The 16,262-nt window shown below is 52.7% G+C and carries 18 protein-coding genes; 4 read left to right on the forward strand and 14 right to left on the reverse strand.

Translation table 11 applies throughout. The annotated features are described in order from the left end of the window. Nucleotides 1-5: 5 nt before the first annotated feature. From phnK to phnG, 5 genes are read right to left on the reverse strand one after another with little or no spacing between them, the layout of a single operon-like run. Complete coding sequence (gene phnK / locus AC07OI_RS00050) at nt 6-800, reverse strand: phosphonate C-P lyase system protein PhnK (RefSeq protein WP_495255866.1); 795 nt, start codon at nt 798-800, stop codon at nt 6-8. Continuing rightward, a complete protein-coding gene (locus AC07OI_RS00055) occupies nt 797-1,690 on the reverse strand; it encodes an alpha-D-ribose 1-methylphosphonate 5-phosphate C-P-lyase PhnJ (RefSeq protein ID WP_495255867.1) in 894 nt (297 codons plus the stop codon). Before AC07OI_RS00055 ends, phnK begins: the two co-directional genes overlap by 4 nt. Before the next feature lie 17 nt (nt 1,691-1,707). Then, nucleotides 1,708-2,859, reverse strand: coding sequence for a carbon-phosphorus lyase complex subunit (locus AC07OI_RS00060; protein WP_495255868.1), 1,152 nt, complete (start codon nt 2,857-2,859; stop codon nt 1,708-1,710). Then, nucleotides 2,850-3,497, reverse strand: a complete 648-nt coding sequence (phnH, locus tag AC07OI_RS00065; protein WP_492705114.1) for a phosphonate C-P lyase system protein PhnH — start codon at nt 3,495-3,497, stop codon at nt 2,850-2,852. Before phnH ends, AC07OI_RS00060 begins: the two co-directional genes overlap by 10 nt. Continuing rightward, nucleotides 3,494-3,961: a phosphonate C-P lyase system protein PhnG gene (phnG, locus tag AC07OI_RS00070; protein ID WP_495255869.1), complete on the reverse strand. Its 468-nt coding sequence runs from the start codon at nt 3,959-3,961 to the stop codon at nt 3,494-3,496. Before phnG ends, phnH begins: the two co-directional genes overlap by 4 nt. Nucleotides 3,962-4,079: 118 nt before the next feature. Here phnG and AC07OI_RS00075 point away from each other — a divergent pair, with 118 nt between their 5' ends. Both AC07OI_RS00075 and phnN read left to right on the forward strand, forming a co-directional pair. Next, nucleotides 4,080-5,288, forward strand: a complete 1,209-nt coding sequence (locus AC07OI_RS00075) for an alpha-D-ribose 1-methylphosphonate 5-triphosphate diphosphatase (RefSeq protein ID WP_495255870.1) — start codon at nt 4,080-4,082, stop codon at nt 5,286-5,288. Further along, entirely contained in the window at nt 5,288-6,559 is a 1,272-nt protein-coding gene (gene phnN / locus AC07OI_RS00080; RefSeq protein ID WP_495255871.1) for a phosphonate metabolism protein/1,5-bisphosphokinase (PRPP-forming) PhnN, read from the forward strand. The genes AC07OI_RS00075 and phnN overlap by 1 nt, the downstream gene beginning before the upstream one ends. A gap of 46 nt (nt 6,560-6,605) precedes the next feature. Here phnN and AC07OI_RS00085 read toward each other — a convergent pair whose 3' ends face one another. From AC07OI_RS00085 to AC07OI_RS00115, 7 genes are all read right to left on the reverse strand, one after another. After that, nucleotides 6,606-7,184, reverse strand: a complete 579-nt coding sequence (locus tag AC07OI_RS00085; RefSeq protein ID WP_495255872.1) for an HD domain-containing protein — start codon at nt 7,182-7,184, stop codon at nt 6,606-6,608. A 21-nt stretch (nt 7,185-7,205) separates the two neighbouring features. Further along, nucleotides 7,206-8,039, reverse strand: coding sequence for a phosphonate ABC transporter, permease protein PhnE (gene phnE / locus AC07OI_RS00090; RefSeq protein WP_495255873.1), 834 nt, complete (start codon nt 8,037-8,039; stop codon nt 7,206-7,208). Then, nucleotides 8,020-9,000, reverse strand: coding sequence for a phosphonate ABC transporter substrate-binding protein (gene phnD, locus AC07OI_RS00095; RefSeq protein ID WP_495255874.1), 981 nt, complete (start codon nt 8,998-9,000; stop codon nt 8,020-8,022). The genes phnE and phnD overlap by 20 nt, the downstream gene beginning before the upstream one ends. Nucleotides 9,001-9,027: 27 nt before the next feature. Further along, a complete protein-coding gene (gene phnC, locus AC07OI_RS00100) occupies nt 9,028-9,873 on the reverse strand; it encodes a phosphonate ABC transporter ATP-binding protein (protein WP_495255875.1) in 846 nt (281 codons plus the stop codon). A gap of 181 nt (nt 9,874-10,054) precedes the next feature. Further along, nucleotides 10,055-10,471 carry a DoxX family protein gene (locus AC07OI_RS00105; protein WP_495255876.1) on the reverse strand — a complete coding sequence of 139 codons (417 nt, stop codon included), beginning with the start codon at nt 10,469-10,471 and terminating at the stop codon, nt 10,055-10,057. Between the two features lie 218 nt (nt 10,472-10,689). Next, nucleotides 10,690-11,592 carry a pirin family protein gene (locus tag AC07OI_RS00110; protein WP_495255877.1) on the reverse strand — a complete coding sequence of 301 codons (903 nt, stop codon included), beginning with the start codon at nt 11,590-11,592 and terminating at the stop codon, nt 10,690-10,692. Between the two features lie 39 nt (nt 11,593-11,631). Then, nucleotides 11,632-12,234: an FMN-dependent NADH-azoreductase gene (locus tag AC07OI_RS00115; RefSeq protein WP_495255878.1), complete on the reverse strand. Its 603-nt coding sequence runs from the start codon at nt 12,232-12,234 to the stop codon at nt 11,632-11,634. Between the two features lie 129 nt (nt 12,235-12,363). On the opposite strand from AC07OI_RS00115, the gene AC07OI_RS00120 reads away from it, so the two are divergent. Next, entirely contained in the window at nt 12,364-13,326 is a 963-nt protein-coding gene (locus tag AC07OI_RS00120; protein ID WP_492705097.1) for a LysR family transcriptional regulator, read from the forward strand. A gap of 25 nt (nt 13,327-13,351) precedes the next feature. Here the strand turns inward: AC07OI_RS00120 and AC07OI_RS00125 are convergent, their stop codons facing one another. After that, a complete protein-coding gene (locus AC07OI_RS00125; protein ID WP_495255879.1) occupies nt 13,352-13,999 on the reverse strand; it encodes a DUF4272 domain-containing protein in 648 nt (215 codons plus the stop codon). Between the two features lie 153 nt (nt 14,000-14,152). Here AC07OI_RS00125 and AC07OI_RS00130 point away from each other — a divergent pair, with 153 nt between their 5' ends. Beyond that, nucleotides 14,153-14,722, forward strand: coding sequence for a GNAT family N-acetyltransferase (locus AC07OI_RS00130; protein WP_495255880.1), 570 nt, complete (start codon nt 14,153-14,155; stop codon nt 14,720-14,722). Nucleotides 14,723-15,188: 466 nt separating this feature from the next. Here the strand turns inward: AC07OI_RS00130 and AC07OI_RS00135 are convergent, their stop codons facing one another. Continuing rightward, nucleotides 15,189-16,253, reverse strand: coding sequence for a branched-chain amino acid ABC transporter permease (locus AC07OI_RS00135; protein WP_495256339.1), 1,065 nt, complete (start codon nt 16,251-16,253; stop codon nt 15,189-15,191). Nucleotides 16,254-16,262 lie beyond the last annotated feature (9 nt).

Genomic DNA, 16,262 nt, shown 5'->3' on the forward strand with positions numbered 1-16,262 from the left:
GCTCCTCAAGCCTGCAAGACGGATGACACCAGCAACTGGGTGTAAGGATGCTGCGGATCATCGAGCACCTGATCAGTCAAACCCTCTTCGACTACCTGCCCCTGACGCATGACCATGAGACGGTGCGCCAGCAAACGTGCCACCGCCAAATCATGGGTGACGATGACAGCTGCCACCTGCAATTGCGATACCAGCTGACGCAATAAATCCAGCAGACGGGCCTGCACGGAAACATCGAGGCTGGCCGTCGGCTCATCCATGAAAATCAGACGCGGTTTGGTCACCAGGTTGCGGGCGATCTGCAAACGCTGTTGCATGCCGCCTGAAAAATCACGCGGCAAGTCATCTATGCGGGCAGCATCAATTTCCACCCTGTGCAACCAGTCCTGCGCTTCGGCGCGTATCTGGCCATAATGGCGGGCACCGACGGCCATCAGGCGCTCACCGACATTGGCACCGGCAGAGACTTCTACCCGCAAGCCATCCCTGGCACTCTGGTGGACAAAGCCCCAGTCTGTGCGTGCCAGCAAGCGGCGACGTGCCTCGCTGATGGTGAACAATTCCACCACGCCTTCATCGCGGGTATTGAACAAGACTTCGCCCCGCTCTGGCTGTAACTGGCCTGCCAGGCAATTCAGCAATGTGGATTTTCCGGAGCCGGATTCACCGACTATGCCCAGCACTTCACCCGGATACAGGCTCAGGTTGACTTGTTCGCAAGCCGTCTTGCCACCATAAAATTTACTGACATTGCGTGCCTGTAGCAGGGGCAGGACATTATTGACATCGTTATTGCTCATGCCTGTTCTTCCCTGCGAGTACGGCAATAATCAGTATCACTACAGACAAACATGCGTGACCCCTGGTCGTCGACGATGACTTCATCAAGGAAGCTGTCATTCGCATCACACATGGCACAGCGGTGATCCCAGTCTTCTATCTCGAATGGATAATCTTCAAAGTCCAAGCTCTTCACAGGCGTGTAAGGTGGCACGGCATAGATGCGTTTTTCGCGACCGGCACCGAATAATTGCAGAGCGGGATTGTTATCCATCTTGGGGTTATCAAACTTGGGTATCGGTGAAGGGCGCATCAGATAGCGCTCGTTGACGATGACAGGATAATCATAAGCAGTTTCTATCTTGCCCAGCCTGGCAATATCTTCATACAGCTTGACGCTCATGAGGCCATAGTCGGCCATCGCATGGTATTTGCGTGTCTCGGTTTCGCTGGGTTCCAGCCAGCGCAGGGGTTCAGGGATAGGTACCTGATACACCATGATCTGGCCTTCAGCTAAAGGTGTTTCCGGGATGCGGTGGCGGGTTTGTATGACGGTCGCTGCTGTGGTTTTCTCCGTCGTCGCCACACCCGTGGTGCGACGGAAGAAGCGGCGTATATTGACCGCATTGGTAGTATCGTCAGACCCCTGATCGATGACTTTCAGGACATCATCCTGACCTATGATGGCAGCAGTGACTTGTATGCCGCCTGTGCCCCAGCCATAAGGCAAGGGCATTTCGCGCCCGCCGAATGGCACCTGGTAACCGGGTATGGCAACTGACTTCAGAATCGCCCGCCTGATCATGCGCTTGGTTTGCTCATCGAGGTAGGCAAAGTTATAGCCAGCTTCAGGCTCAGCCCTGGCAGGCGCGGCTTGCTCTGTAGTCTCTTGATATTCCTGAGTTTCCATGGTGTCCATCTCCATCATCATGCAGCCTTCTTGCCGGATTTTTCAGCGACTTGTTCATCTGCTGCTTCAAGCTTGCCAGCTTCAGCAGCCTTGGCATCAATGGCTGCGCGTATGCCACGCAAGAGGCTGAGTTCGGCCTGGAAATCCACATAATGCGGCAGCTTCAGATGCTGCAAAAAGCCAGATGCTTCTACATTGTCGGCATGGTAGAGGACGAATTCTTCCATCTGTGCCGGTGCTGTGATTTCTTCTTTCAATTCACTGGCGCGCAAGGCACGATCTACCACGCCCATGGCCATGGTCTTGCGCTCGCAATGACCAAAGCCCAGGCCATAGCCGCGTGTGAACTTAGGTGCTTCATTTTGAGAACCGACGAACTGGTTCACCATCTGGCATTCGGTGATGTCGATTTCACCGATGTCTATGGCAAAACCCAGTTCTTCAGGCACGACTTGCACGCTGACCTTGCCATAACGTATCTCGCCAGCAAAGGGATGGTTGCGGGCATAACCGCGCTGGGTGGAATAGGCCAGCGCCAGCAAGAAACCTTCATCACCACGTGCCAGGCTTTGCAGGCGCAGGGCACGGCTGGCGGGGAATTGCAGAGGTTCACGTGTCAGGTCAAAAGGCTCGGGATCACCTTCAGGTATCAGTTCAGGTTCGATTAAACCTTCTGCATTCAAGAAGTCGAGTACACGCGGGCAAGCTTCTGCTGTTATGTTTTCCTGCGCCACAGGCTCAGACTCACCACTACTCATGGCTTCTGCCGTCAGTGAAAAATCGAGCAGGCGCTGTGTGTAATCATAAGTAGCCCCCAATATCTGGCCACCCGGCACATCCTTGAAAGTCGCCGAGATGCGTCTTTGTATCAGCATATTGGCGGTATCCACAGGCACGGTCGCCATCAGGCGTGGCAAGGTTGTGCGGTAGGCACGCAGCAGGAAGATGGCTTCGATCAAATCACCACTGGCTTGCTTGATGGCGAGTGCCGCCAGATCTTTGTCATACAGCGATGCCTCACCCATGACGCGGGCCACGGCCAATGACATTTGCTCACGTATCTGGGCGATGCTGAGTTCTGGTACAGCAGTATCGCCACGGCGCATTTTCGCCAGCGCTTCATAGGACTGCGCAATGGCTTTTTCGCCACCTTTGACGGCTACGTACATGGCAACTCCTCAGACTGCACTGCTGCTATCTTGCTGGTGCGTGGTAAACCCAGTACTGCGTCGCCACTGCAAAAAATCACATCCACACCTTGCGGGAAAGCGGCATGATTGATCTGCCATTTGCTGACAAAATCTGCGGGCAAGCCACTGATGCATATGCTGCGCTTATCCTTGATACCGGGGCCAGTGAGCTGGTATTCAGTACCATTGGAAAAATCATCCACTTGTATCAGCAAGGTCGCGGACTTGTCCGGGTAAGTCATGCTGCCCTGGGCAAAGCCCTGCAAATCCAGTTGCAGTAATGAGCTACCCAGTACTGCAAAATTTGCTGAGGATTTTTCATGTACCAGCGGCAGGCCACAATGGAAGCGCAGATAAGTACGCACCGCATCATTATCCAGCTCATCTGCCAACCAGGCTGTGGTTTCATAATCCATCAGGGCCAGGCAGGCTGCTGCTGTCGCCATATGCAGAGGAGCAGGGGCTTGCAGGTTCACCCTGAGTTGCTGGATAGTGCCAGGCTCTGACAAGGCTTTCAGCAAACTACGGAAAACAGTCTGCGCATCCTGAACCGTGTCTTCCCATGCGGGCAAAAGTTGCTGCATGGATGACGCTGCAGTTTCCAGTGTATATGTCATGCATCTTCTCCTCTGACCATGGTCATGAATTCCACCCTGGTGGCTTGCGCTTCAGCCTGTAATTGTTCACGCTTCCGTTGCAACAACAACTCCAGTGGCTTGATGACATTTTCTTCGACCACTGGCCTGTGCTCGCCTTGCATCAGGGCATCAAAAATCGCAGCCCATTCTGCATGACGCTGGTCGCGGCCAGCCACATAGGCCACGCCAGTTTCACCCGTCGCCAGACGCAGGGCGCAGCGCGTCACGGACATTTCACCGAGATTGAACTGGCTGCCACTGCCACCGGTTCTGGCACGCACCATCGCCAGGCCAGTCTCAGGTTTTCTTAACCATAAATAGGAAGGCAGTTCACCGAACTGGCGCGCACTGGCAGCCAGTTCTGGCGCAGGCGTTTTCGCCAGTATGGACATCCAGCGGGCACGCTCTTGCTGGGCAGAGTTGGGGGTTTGGTCAGCATTCATAGCCCCACATTACAGCAGGCTTACATGAAGTCTTGATGACATCTGAGCTAGAATTTTCTTGTCAATTTCCAGTCACATTTCGGGTTTATGATTTGTCATCGCGACCAAGGGGATCAGGATGGAAACGCATATCGCAATACAAGGTGGCAAGTATCTGCAACAAGACCAGAACGGTCACGCTGGCTGGTCTGAAGACAGCCTGTATCTGCAAGGTTTACACATTGCCAGCACAGGCAGCAATCACTTCCAACACCATGACAAGCAACAGTTTTTTGATGCCACAGGTTTGCTGATACTGCCCGGTCTGGTTGATATCCATGGTGATGCTTTTGAGCGCCAGTTACAGCCGCGCCCGGCCACCAGTTTTTCCTACGATATTGCCTTCGCCGACACAGACAGACAACTGATCAGCAATGGCATTACCACCGCCTGCCATGGCCTGACCTTTTCATGGGAAGGTGGTTTGCGCGGACGTGAAGCAGCACTGGCCACACTGGAACAAATCGCAACACAAAAGTCCCGTGTGCATGCCGATCATCTGATACATCTGCGTTTTGAAAACCACCATCTCGATGGCTTGCATGACGCATTGAACTGGATAGAATCTGGCCTGATTGCTTTCTTTGCCTTCAATGAACACCTGCCATCCATCCTGAAAAAAAGTACTTCCCCAGAAAAACTGGTGACCTATGCTGAACGCGCACGTTGTGACGTTGCAGGCTTTCTGGAACGTCTGCACAAGGCGCAATCACGCTCACCCAAAGTAGCGCAGACGATCAGCCAGTTGGCTGCAGCTTGCCGCCAACACGGCATCGCCATGGCATCGCATGATGATGAAACTCGCATGGACAGGGAGCGCTTCCAGGAACTGGGCGTCGATGTCAGTGAATTCCCCAAGACAGAAGAAGCCTTGCAGGCGGCTAAAGCCCTGGGCAACCATGTCGTCATGGGTGCGCCAAATGTCTTGCTCGGTGGCAGCCATTGCGGTGGCTTATCAGCCAGCGATGCGATACGCCGTGGCCTGTGTGACACGCTGGCATCTGACTATTACTATCCAGCCTTGCTGCATGCGCCTTTCCACCTGGAACAGGAAGATGTTTGCAGCCTGGCGCAGGCATGGCAACTGGTATCATTGAACCCTGCCCGCGTACTGGGCTTGCATGACAGGGGCAATATCGCTGCTGGCCAACGCGCCGACATTCTCATGATAGAAAAACAGGCTGATGGCAGTCCGCGTCTGATCGCCACCATCGCAGCAGGCAAGCTGGTATTTTGCGCCGAGCCGCAACGCCTGCAATATCAACAGCCTCTGGAACTGGCAGCCTGATGCGCTACGCCCTCTACTTTTCCCCGGCACCGGACAGCCCATGGTGGCAGGCCGGTGCCAACTGGTTGGGACGCGATCCCATGCACGCAGGGAAAATACCACAAGCACACATTAACGGCGTGCCAGATATCCTGCTCAGCCAGCTCACAAGTGAAGCCCGACGTTATGGTTTTCATGCGACGCTGAAAGCCCCATTCAACTTGCTCGAAGGCTTCCAGGAAGCAGACCTGATACAGATGGCCAGCGCTTTTGCCCAGGTGCAGCCCGTCATCAGCATCCGGGAAATGCAGATACGCATGATGGGTAACTTTCTGGCAATGCGCCCGCAAGGTGATGAAGCCGAAATCAATGCTCTGGCCATGCGGTGTGTCAGTTATTTTGACTTGTTACGCCGCGCCCCTGATGCGGCTTATCTGACCAAGCGCCGTCATGCCGGTCTCAGTGCAAGGCAGGAAGCGCTATTACAGCAATGGGGTTACCCATACACGGAAGAAGAATATCGCTTCCACCTCACACTCAGCGACGACTTGCTGGATGTGGATGTGGATGCCGATGCACAATACGCCTTGCGCAAGGCAGCAGAACAGCAGTTCTCGCGCCTGCTCGACAATGCACCTCTTGACATTGATGCGCTGACGATATTCCGTGAAGAGCGACCTGGTGCGCCTTTGAATTTCTGGATGCGCTTCCCCTTCCAGGCCAGGGTGCAGCAAAAATCCCTGCCTGCCGCTGGCCGCCTGTATTTCGTTGTCGGTCCTTCAGGCGCTGGCAAGGATACCCTGCTGCACTGGGTCAAAGAAAACCTGCCAGTCAATGCAGCACTGGAATTTGCGCAGCGGGCCATCACCCGCCCCGCTCACGACAGTGAAGCGCATGAAGTATTGAGTCAGGAAGCGTATTGGCAAGCCGCTGCCGCCGGTCACTTTTGCATGCAGTGGCAAGCTAATGGGCTATGCTATGGCATACGCAGGAATATCGAGGCCAAGCTCAAATGCGGCCAGGATGTCATCGTCAATGGTTCGCGTGAATACCTGCCACAATTGCGCCAGCTATTCCCGGATGCGCGCATTATCTGGATCATGGCTGACCCTGAGCAAATCAGGCAGCGCATGGAAAAACGCCAGCGTGAATCTGGTGCAGCCTTGCTGAATCGTCTTGACCGCGGACTGAAATTTACTGTGCCTGATGACCAGGATATTATCTGCATAAACAATAGCGGCCCTATACATGTGGCTGGACAGAAGCTGCTAAAGATATTTGCCAAAGAATAGTCAGAGACTATCACATGGTAGTCAACAGGCACTGCTTTAGTCTGACTTATGCTGTTTCTGTCTGGGCGAATTCCAGACTCAGCTTTTCCATCATCACGACGAAGACTTGCAAGTCCACAGTCTTTGCACCGACTATTTTTGCAGCGTCATCCCAATGCCGCAACCTGACTGCATCTTCTGCATATTCCTGGCCTATGAATTCAGTTGCTTGCGTCACTGAGTATGGACCACCCTGCCAGATCAGGCTGCGCTGTGACGCATGGGACAAACCAGACCAGTACAGGGGATCTGCCGCGCACAAGTAACGCTTGGCATCGACATGCATGCGTATGGGTTCTGTCACATCCCTGTTAAACAATTCTGCCAGCAACAACGCTGCCAGTTCGCCGTGCGGGAAGGTCTCATCCGTTTCATCGTCAGCCATATGTGCCAAGTCATGCAAAAGCGCGGCGATGACCAGGGAATCGCTTGCACCTTCTTCCATGGCCAGGCTGGCGCATTGCAAAGCATGCTCCAATTGCGTGATCGCTTCGCCGCCATACAAACCACCGGCACGGTTTTGCAACCAGTCTATGACTTGCGGGAGGTTGATCCCTTGAACAATTTGGTGTTTCTGTGTTTGCATATCAGCTATATCCGCTATATATCAGATAAAAACTTTTCTGAGACGGGAAGAAATCACATCTATCATGCTGACGGTCAGCACAATCATCAATAAAACGGCACAGGTTTGTGCATACTGAAAAGCGCGTATGACTTCCCACAAGATCACGCCTATACCACCGGCACCAACCATACCGACCACAGTGGCAGAACGTACATTTGATTCAAAGCGATACAGAGCGAACGATACCCACAGCGGCATCACCTGGGGCAGGACACCATAGACTATTTCTTCCAGCGCATGCGCACCAGTGGCACGTATGCCTTCTACTGGCTGCGGATCTATCGCCTCAACGGCTTCAGAAAACAGTTTGGACAAGATGCCGGTCGTGTGCACAAACAAGGCCAGTACACCGGCAAAAGGACCAAGGCCAACGGCCACCACAAACAGCATGGCGAATACCATTTCATTAATGGCACGCGCAGCATCCATCAGGCGCCGCACAGGCTGACTGACCCAGGCTGGTGCAATATTCGACGAACTCAGCAAACCCAAAGGAATTGCACAGACCACGGCCAGAGCTGTGCCCCAGGCCGCAATCTGTAAAGTCACCAACAGCTCTTGTAAGTAAATTCGCCATTCATGAAAATCTGGCGGAAAAAAACTGGCAGCATAAGTCAGCATATTGCCGCTGTCGCGCAACAATTCCAGGGGGCGCATATCAGCGCCCTGCCATGACATGGCAAGAATGGCGAGGACTATGCCCCAGACCAATAATTTACCGGTGTCACGCTTCGGTGCTTCCGGCAAATTCATGACGACTTGCGGGCGGGCTGTTGGTGTGCTGTTCATGCTATCAAGACTTGGCGATGTCATTCAGCTTGCGGTTGATGTCGTCAAGCTTGGCTTTCTTTTCCTCTGCGTTCAGGGCAACGTCTGCTTCAATCTTGACTTTTTCCTTGAACAACTCAAGCTGACGGATAGGTTTCAATTGAGCATTGCTGGAATCCTGAAAACCACCCAAAGTCAGCTTGTTCAGCTGCGCTTTTTCACGTGTTGCGTCAGCGCCATTCTTGCCATAGCTGATAAAGAAATCCTTGATCTTGTTTTTAACATCGGCTGGCAAGTCTTTACGCCATACCAGCGGATCAGCAGCGATCAGAGGTGATTTCCAGATCTGACGCAATTGACTGGCTGTTTCTGGCTGGCGCGCCTTGATACGATCCAGCACATCGGAACTATGGACGGCTGCGTCTACCTGTTTGTTGGCTACGGCCAGGATATTGGTTTCATGATTGGCACCACGCACAGTCTTGAAAGCTGTCTTGGGATTCACATTGTTTTGCGCAAAAACATAATAGCTGGGCACCAGGAAGCCAGAAGTAGAGTTTGGATCACCTATGCCAAAATTGAGGTTTTTGGCATTTTTCAAGACGTCTTCCACAGTTTGATAAGGGCTGTCTTTATGCACGCTGATCATGCTGTAATAACCCAAAGTACCATCGGCATTCACCGTTTGCGTAAACACTTCAGAATTGGCACGGTCAACAGCTTCGATAGCCGATTTGTTACCCACCCAGGCGAAATGCACTTTATTGAAACGCATGCCTTCGATAACGCCGGCATAGTCAGGAGCAAAGAAGGCATTGATCTTGATGCCCAGTTTTTTGCTCATATCATCCAACACTGGCTGCCAGTCTTGTTTCAGGTTTTGTGAAGACTCGGTAGAGATGATGCCAAAGTTCAAAGTCTTGACTGCATCTTCTGCCATGACAGCATTGGCAGTTGCGGCCATCACCAGGCCCAGGGTCAGACTGCGCACGAATTGACGAAACATGGAAATACTCCTGAAGAGAAAAGAAACTCAGGCGGCAGCCGCGAGAGTGGGTAAAGAGAGGGTATCGGCAACAGGTGTGGCGTTAGCAGTATTGACTGGTACAGGATTGAGCAATTCTTCTGCCTCAGCACCATACAGGTCGCGCAACATGGCCACCGTCAGTTCGCTGGATGGGCCGTCATAGACGACACGGCCACGCGAGAGTGCAACAGTGCGCGGGCAAAAACGAAAAGCCACATCAACCTGGTGCAGAGATACCACCACCGTCGTACCATCCTGGCGATTCAAATCAGCCAGGGTCTGCATGACGCGGCGTGCAGATTCAGGGTCCAGCGAGGCTATTGGTTCATCTGCCAGAATGACCTTGGCTTGCTGAACTATGGTGCGGGCAATCGCTGCACGCTGTTGCTGTCCGCCAGACAAGGCCGATGCGCGCTTGTAAGCATGTTCAGCGATACCCACACGCGCCAGCGCGGCCAGACCCAAAGCTTTTTCTTCTTTTGTAAAAATACGGAAACAACTGCGCCACAGCGGGATGCGGGCGATGCCACCAGTGAGAACATTGGTCAGCACAGGCAAACGTCCGACCAGATTGAATTGCTGGAATACAAAGCCGATTTGCGAACGCAGGTGACGTATCTGCCTGCCGACTACCCCATTCGCCTGCAAGACCTGCTCGCCGAGACGAATATCATTCTTGTCGGTATTGGCTGTGATCAGGCCAGAGATATGACGCAATAAAGTTGATTTTCCAGAACCGGAAGCACCGATGAGCGCGACCATTTCACCAGGCTTGAAAGTCAGAGCAATATTATCCAGCGCCTGATAGCCACCTTTAAAGGTTTTGGAAATCCCGTTGATTTCTATCTTCATCGCATTTACCCCGCCTGGACAATTGAGCTAATCCACGGGAGTATTGGACAAGAATATGTCAGGCGTATGAAGGCAAGATTACAGGACGATGAAACGACGACATTCCCACACAAAAAACAGCGAATTTGCCGTCAGACAAATCCGCTACTTCAACTATTGCAATTGAGAAAAATATTCCTGATCAGGCTTTGCGGCCATCCAGACTCCAGCCGTCACTACCATGTATCAGGACATACAACAGGCCACCCGCCATGGAGATATTCTTCATGAAATGTATCATCTGGTTTTGCGCCGCATCTGCTGGAACACCCCAGAAATTATGGAAGATGAAAGCTGCTGCCAGTGTGAACAAGATCATTGCCGCTGCAGCCCAGCGTGCACGCCAGCCAACGATGACCATGAGGCCACCACCCAGTTCCACCACGATGGCAGCAATTGCGCCCAACGCTGGCAAAGGCAGTCCCTTGCTGGCGATATAGCCTACGGTTTGCTCAAAGCCGGAGATCTTGCTGGCACCGGATGCCACGAAGATCAGGGCGATCAAGACGCGGGCTATGAAGGAACCGAAAACGGGTCCTATGGTTTCTGTTTGTTTCATTTTGTTTTCCTTACATGTAGATTTTTATTATCGGTAGTGAGAGCCTGGCTTCGTAGGTTGGGCTACGGTTTACCAGCCCAACACTGGGCTTTTAATAACGTATGCGTGTTTCCGGGGCCGAGTGTTGGGTTGATGAAGCGTAGCCTAGCGAGGCCTGGCCCAATCTACAAATAGCCACCGCTTCGTCAGCATGACGAGATCGTTTAAAGCAACTCTCATCAATCAACATCCACCAACTTACCCTCGCGAAAATCGCTAATCGCTTTAAAAATTTCCGCCTGACTATTCATCACAAACGGCCCATACTGCACGATGGTTTCACCCAAGGGCTGACCGGCAATTAACAACAACCTGCTATCGACTTTGGCATCAATCACCACTCCATCCACATCCGGCGATTTTTTCAATATCGCCATGCGTTGCACTGGTACCTCACGCTCGTCTATCTGCACGTCGCCTTCATACACATACACAAAGGCATTAAAACTGGCAGGCAGACTGTGACTAAAACTGCTACCGGCTGGCATATGTATATCCAGATACAGCGGTTGAGTGACTTCACGCTGCACGGCACCTGCCACGCCATGACTGCTACCGGCGATGATGCGTACCTTAATGCCAGCTGCTGTCAGCAATTCAGGGATGGTGTCGCTCTGGATGTCGCGGTACCAGGGGGCGATCATCTTGTCTTTTGCTGGCAGGTTCAACCAAAGCTGGAAGCCTGCCATGCGGCCTTCTTCCTGTTCCGGCATTTCTGAGTGAATCACGCCACGACCTGCCGTCATCCATTGCACGCCACCGTTTTGCAACAGGCCTTCATTACCTGCACTGTCGCGGTGGCGCATGCGGCCCGCCAGCATATAGGTGATGGTTTCAAAACCACGGTGCGGATGACTGGGGAAACCGGCGATGTAGTCACCTGCCTCATCACTGCCGAAAGCATCCAGCATGAGGAAGGGGTCCAGCCGGTATTGCAGTGGCTGCGTCAATACCCGTGTCAGCTTGACACCGGCACCATCTGAAGTAGGCTGCCCGGCGACCAGTTGCTCTACCGTGCGCGATTTGCTCACGATTTCAGCCTGCTGAACTGTGTTGCTTGCAACTACATCTGTCGTTTCCATGATCCATCGTCCTCGTAATTGGCCCGTTAATGTTGTCGATTAAGCAGGCAGTAAATCATTAATTTGCTGGTGTGCTGAAGCCAGTGATGCTTTTTCTGCATCCGGGCCCATGGCCAGGCCTTCTGCATAGACAAACTCTACATCGGTCATGCCCAGGAAACCAAAGAAGGTTTTCAGGTAGGGCATTTGTGTGTCATTTGGTGTATTGCGATACAGGCCGCCACGTGTCAGTACTACATACACTTTCTTGCCAGTCAGCAGACCTTCAGGGCCATTGGCGGTATAACGGAAAGTCACCTGTGCGCGGGAAATCGCATCTATCCAGTTTTTCAATTGAGCAGAAATACCAAAGTTATACATCGGTGCGCCAAGTACTACTACGTCTGCTGCCTGGATTTCAGCAATCAGGGCATCATCCAGAGCAACGCGGGCTTGCTGTTCTGCTGTGCGCTGGTCTGCCGGAGTGAACAGGGCTTGCAATGCTGTTTCATCAAGTATGGGGTGGGGTTTACTGCCCAGGTCACGTACATTCACGGTGGCACCAGAAGATGTTTCCAATAAAGCCTCAACCAGGCTATTTGCCAGTTGCGTGGAATGAGAAGCTTGAGCACGGGCGCTGGAGTTGATTTGCAGGATGTTCATTTTGTGTTCCTTTCAGATAAAGAGTTGATGGACGTACTTTAATCGTTCCAAAAATATTCCGGAAGGCGTTAAAATGGATATCATTGTTCCAAAAATAGGAAAATAGAGGATCAGTATGAGGATGCGATCATGACCCTGGAAGCCAATGACCTTTTGCTATTTGCCCGCGTGGTTGAAGAAGGCAGTTTCAGCAAGGCGGCAGAGAAGCTGGGGGTGCCCAAATCGACCTTGTCGCGCCGCATATCTGCTCTTGAAGCCGAGCTAGGTGAGCGCCTGATCTTGCGCACCACCCGCAAGCTGACGGTAACTGACTTGGGACAAAGTGTCTTGCAGCATGCACAACATGTGCAGGAAGAAGTAGATGCAACGCTGGCCCTGACCCAGCACAGGCAGGCAGAGCCGAATGGCAGACTGAAAGTATCGATGCCTGGTGATTTTGCCAATCATCAGATGGGTGAATTGTTATCTGATTTCATCAGCAAATACCCTTCCGTGAACCTGGAGCTGGATTTGTCACCACGCCGGGTGGATTTGATAGGAGAGAATTTTGATGTGGCCATCCGGGTGGGTGACCTGCCGGATGACGCTTCACTTGCAGCAAGGGGACTGGTGCGCTTCAGCATAGGCCTGTATGCCTCACCCGCCTATTTGAAATTACATGGCGCGCCCGCAGAACCAGAAGCCCTGATGGAGCATGATTGCCTGCGCCTGACGGCACGTAATGGCGAACCTTCGATCTGGCGCATGGAAAAAGATGGTGCGGTCTGGGAAGGCATACCTCCTGGCCGGGCCAGCGCCAACTCACCCGAATTGCTGACGCGCCTGGCTGTTCGCGGCAAAGGCATCATCATGCTGGCGGATCATTTCGCTGGTCAGCATGTACACAAGGGTGAGCTGGTGCCCTTGCTGGAAGACTGGAAACTGCCTGAAATCACTGTCTGGGCAGTATTCCCTGGCCGTCGTCTGATGCCTGCCCGCACACGGGTTTTCCTGGATTCCTTGCAGGCTGAATTCTCGGGCCCACGTTGCCAGAAGATGCTGGAAGAAGTCAATGATTGCAAGACTGGACGTATAAGCATCAAGTCTTATTGAGCATGCTTATTGACCAGGACTTAGGTCAAGTTTCGGTACTGACCTTGTCCCAGTCATTTTCTTCTTCATACTGGCATAGCCAGTTAGCCGCCTGGTGCCATTCGCGCACCGCATCTGCATTCAGATTGCCGGGTGCATCCCGCCCAGTGATATGTGCGTGGCGAACTGCCCAGTGCAGGCGATACAATAAGTCCGACCAGTCCAGTACCTGTCCCTTGCGGCGCGGCTTCATGGCTGCCTGTAAACGCTCGGGCGCTTCCATCGCATGCGGGAAGAATTTCAGGATTTGCTTGAGGTTTGCTACTTGCGTAGGTACCGCCAGCTTGTCGGTCAAACCCGCAGCCCATGCCAGGAAATACAGAGCTTCCTGCCTTTGCAGAAATTGCGTACGCAATTCTTCAGTGATGTTATCTGCAAACAGAAATGCGTTTTCCTGCGCTGACAAACAAGCAGCCAAACCATGCGCCTCCAGATAGGAGCGATAGTGTGCCACATCACCACCAGTAGCTACCGCAGTCACCGCCCACAAGACCAGCATGCGCTGCATCAATTCTTCAGGCGTGCGCAGTTCCACTTCTTCATCAGACTCAATCACATGCAATTGCACATTGATGCGGATACCACGTTTATGCAATTCCAGTTCGGAAGCTTCTTTGCGTTGCTCTGGGCTCATTATTTCTTCAATATTGTTAATCAATTCACTCGCTGATAACGAGCAGACGGATTATCCCAGATTTTGCTCTGTTAAGGAGTTACGGAACAGCGCAACTCCATGCCTCTACAGGCATTAGAATGTCTGATTGTTACCTGTTATTGCAAAGCTTATATGCCTGAAACCAAAACCTTCCCCGCCCTACAGACCGCCAACTACCAACTACGCCGCATCGTCGCCACCGACATGCCCGCAATTTTTCGCGGATTATCCGACCCGCGTGTTACTGAATATTATGGCATCAGCTATGACACCCTGGCATCAAGCCAGGAACAAATGGACTGGTATGAACAGGTCTGGCTGGACGGCTCAGGCCTGTGGTGGGGCATTTGCAGCAAAGAGGAACCTGAACAATTAATAGGCACTTGCGGCCTGCACGAATGGGAACAGGAACACCATTGCGCCGAAACCGGCTTCTGGCTTTCGCCCGACCACTGGGGCAAGGCTGTCATACCGGAATGCCTGGACGCCATGATCACTCACTGCTTCCAGCACCTGGGCCTGCACCGCTTGCAAGCCATGGTAGAGCCAGAGAATATCGCCAGCTGGCGCTTGATAGAAAAACTGGGGTTCCGGCTTGAAGGAGTGTTGCGAGAGTGTGAATTCAAGCATGGGCGCTATGTTGATCTTAAATGCTATTCCTTGCTGGACAGGGAGTTTGGTTTTAAGCAGGATAGCCGCTGATTTGCAAGGACGGCAGGCCAGGCTTTGTATGGGGAGTACGCAGCTGGCCTGCCGCTTGCAAAAAGCTAAGGGACAAAATCACGTGAATCGGTGGTGTTGCTTTTGGGTTTGACATTGCTGTTGCTGTTGCTGTTAGCAGTTCCCATGTGTCGATGCCGTTTGTGCTGTACAGAAAATGGATCAAGAAGGACCGCTGTTTGAGCAAAGCGAGTTTCGGGCCTTCCCATTTTTTGTATTGCACAAACGGGAACCCCGCAGGGGCGACTACGCCTGGGTCGCCTTTCTTTGAGTACTTTCTTTGGCGACCAAAGAAAGTACTTCGGCCGCCGGGCCGAGACCCGGCTTGTATCCACGTAGGGCAATCGCTTTAATCAAAGTACGGCAATACAACGAACGCCATTGGGCTCCAGCCTACGCTGGAGCGACGACATGTAGATTACAACTCATCGACATGCAATGCCACCAATCAATTCCTCTTCCCACTACCTCTCAATTTCCCCACTATCCCCACTGGAAAGAAATAAATCGACACCACAAACAATACCCCCAACCACAACATCCACCGGTCCGGATGCAAAGCACTCGCCAGCACTGGCACGTCAGCCAAAGACGACGACGCCACCCCCATCAAACTCTTCAAATAATTCTGCGCAAGTATGAACAAGGTCGCCCCAACCACCGCCCCATACATCGTCCCCATACCGCCTATCACGACAATCAATAAAATGTCTGTCATGACTTCAAAACTCAGCATAGTCTTGGGTCCTACATAGCGCAGCCACAAAGCCATCAGGGCACCCGCCATTGCCGCAACCAGCGCCGCGATGCAATTCGCCAGAATGCGGTAATACACAGTGCGGTAACCCAGTGCCTCGGCACGAAAATCATTTTCGCGTATGGCCTGCAAGACCCGGCCAAAAGGTGAATTGACAACGCGCAGCAAGAACAGGAATAACAGGGCGCAGCCTATGAACACGATGTAATAGGTAATCACCTTGCCATCGACAACGCGACCAAATATCTCAGCCTCGAACAGGCGGTAAGCAGGTGACAGCAAAGCAGGCGCGCTGAAAGTCTTGCCGTCTTCACCGCCTGTAAAATCTGACAATTGCGATGCCAGCACAGCAAAGGATGAAGCCACCGCCAGCGTGATCATGGCATAGAAAATCGCTCTTACACGCAAGGCAAACAGGCCGACGATCAGGGCCAGTACCAGCGTCACCAACAATGCTGCCAGCAAACCCAGAGCAGCCAGCCCCCATGATGGCGTGCCACTGGCCAGCGCCAGACCTATACCGTATGCGCCTATGCCAAAAAACATGGTGTGAGCAAAAGAGACTATGCCGGTGTAACCCAGCAACAGGTCATAAGATGCAACCAGGACGATGTAGACGCAGATGGTGGCAGCAGTGTTCAAAGGCCGCGCACCGCTGGTGATGAAGGGCGCGCAAGCCAGTCCGAAAAATATCGCCACCAGGATCAGCGCCAGCCAGCGGTTACGCGGAAAATCATCCGACAGGATTTGTTTCATTGCATTCAT

The organism is Undibacterium sp. GW821-FHT07F11 (genome assembly GCF_059418665.1).

What these genes read in the sequence shown, in the direction of transcription:
- phnN (WP_495255871.1), top strand. Translation starts at nt 5,288, where the DNA reads ATGCGCTACGCCCTCTACTTTTCCCCGGCACCGGACAGCCCATGGTGG.
- AC07OI_RS00085 (WP_495255872.1), bottom strand. Translation starts at nt 7,184, where the DNA reads ATGCAAACACAGAAACACCAAATTGTTCAAGGGATCAACCTCCCGCAA.
- phnD (WP_495255874.1), bottom strand. Translation starts at nt 9,000, where the DNA reads ATGTTTCGTCAATTCGTGCGCAGTCTGACCCTGGGCCTGGTGATGGCC.
- phnE (WP_495255873.1), bottom strand. Translation starts at nt 8,039, where the DNA reads ATGACATCGCCAAGTCTTGATAGCATGAACAGCACACCAACAGCCCGC.
- phnH (WP_492705114.1), bottom strand. Translation starts at nt 3,497, where the DNA reads ATGACATATACACTGGAAACTGCAGCGTCATCCATGCAGCAACTTTTG.
- phnC (WP_495255875.1), bottom strand. Translation starts at nt 9,873, where the DNA reads ATGAAGATAGAAATCAACGGGATTTCCAAAACCTTTAAAGGTGGCTAT.
- AC07OI_RS00130 (WP_495255880.1), top strand. Translation starts at nt 14,153, where the DNA reads ATGCCTGAAACCAAAACCTTCCCCGCCCTACAGACCGCCAACTACCAA.
- AC07OI_RS00105 (WP_495255876.1), bottom strand. Translation starts at nt 10,471, where the DNA reads ATGAAACAAACAGAAACCATAGGACCCGTTTTCGGTTCCTTCATAGCC.
- phnK (WP_495255866.1), bottom strand. Translation starts at nt 800, where the DNA reads ATGAGCAATAACGATGTCAATAATGTCCTGCCCCTGCTACAGGCACGC.
- AC07OI_RS00110 (WP_495255877.1), bottom strand. Translation starts at nt 11,592, where the DNA reads ATGGAAACGACAGATGTAGTTGCAAGCAACACAGTTCAGCAGGCTGAA.
- AC07OI_RS00120 (WP_492705097.1), top strand. Translation starts at nt 12,364, where the DNA reads ATGACCCTGGAAGCCAATGACCTTTTGCTATTTGCCCGCGTGGTTGAA.
- AC07OI_RS00125 (WP_495255879.1), bottom strand. Translation starts at nt 13,999, where the DNA reads ATGAGCCCAGAGCAACGCAAAGAAGCTTCCGAACTGGAATTGCATAAA.
- AC07OI_RS00060 (WP_495255868.1), bottom strand. Translation starts at nt 2,859, where the DNA reads ATGTACGTAGCCGTCAAAGGTGGCGAAAAAGCCATTGCGCAGTCCTAT.
- AC07OI_RS00135 (WP_495256339.1), bottom strand. Translation starts at nt 16,253, where the DNA reads ATGAAACAAATCCTGTCGGATGATTTTCCGCGTAACCGCTGGCTGGCG.
- phnG (WP_495255869.1), bottom strand. Translation starts at nt 3,961, where the DNA reads ATGAATGCTGACCAAACCCCCAACTCTGCCCAGCAAGAGCGTGCCCGC.
- AC07OI_RS00055 (WP_495255867.1), bottom strand. Translation starts at nt 1,690, where the DNA reads ATGGAAACTCAGGAATATCAAGAGACTACAGAGCAAGCCGCGCCTGCC.
- AC07OI_RS00075 (WP_495255870.1), top strand. Translation starts at nt 4,080, where the DNA reads ATGGAAACGCATATCGCAATACAAGGTGGCAAGTATCTGCAACAAGAC.
- AC07OI_RS00115 (WP_495255878.1), bottom strand. Translation starts at nt 12,234, where the DNA reads ATGAACATCCTGCAAATCAACTCCAGCGCCCGTGCTCAAGCTTCTCAT.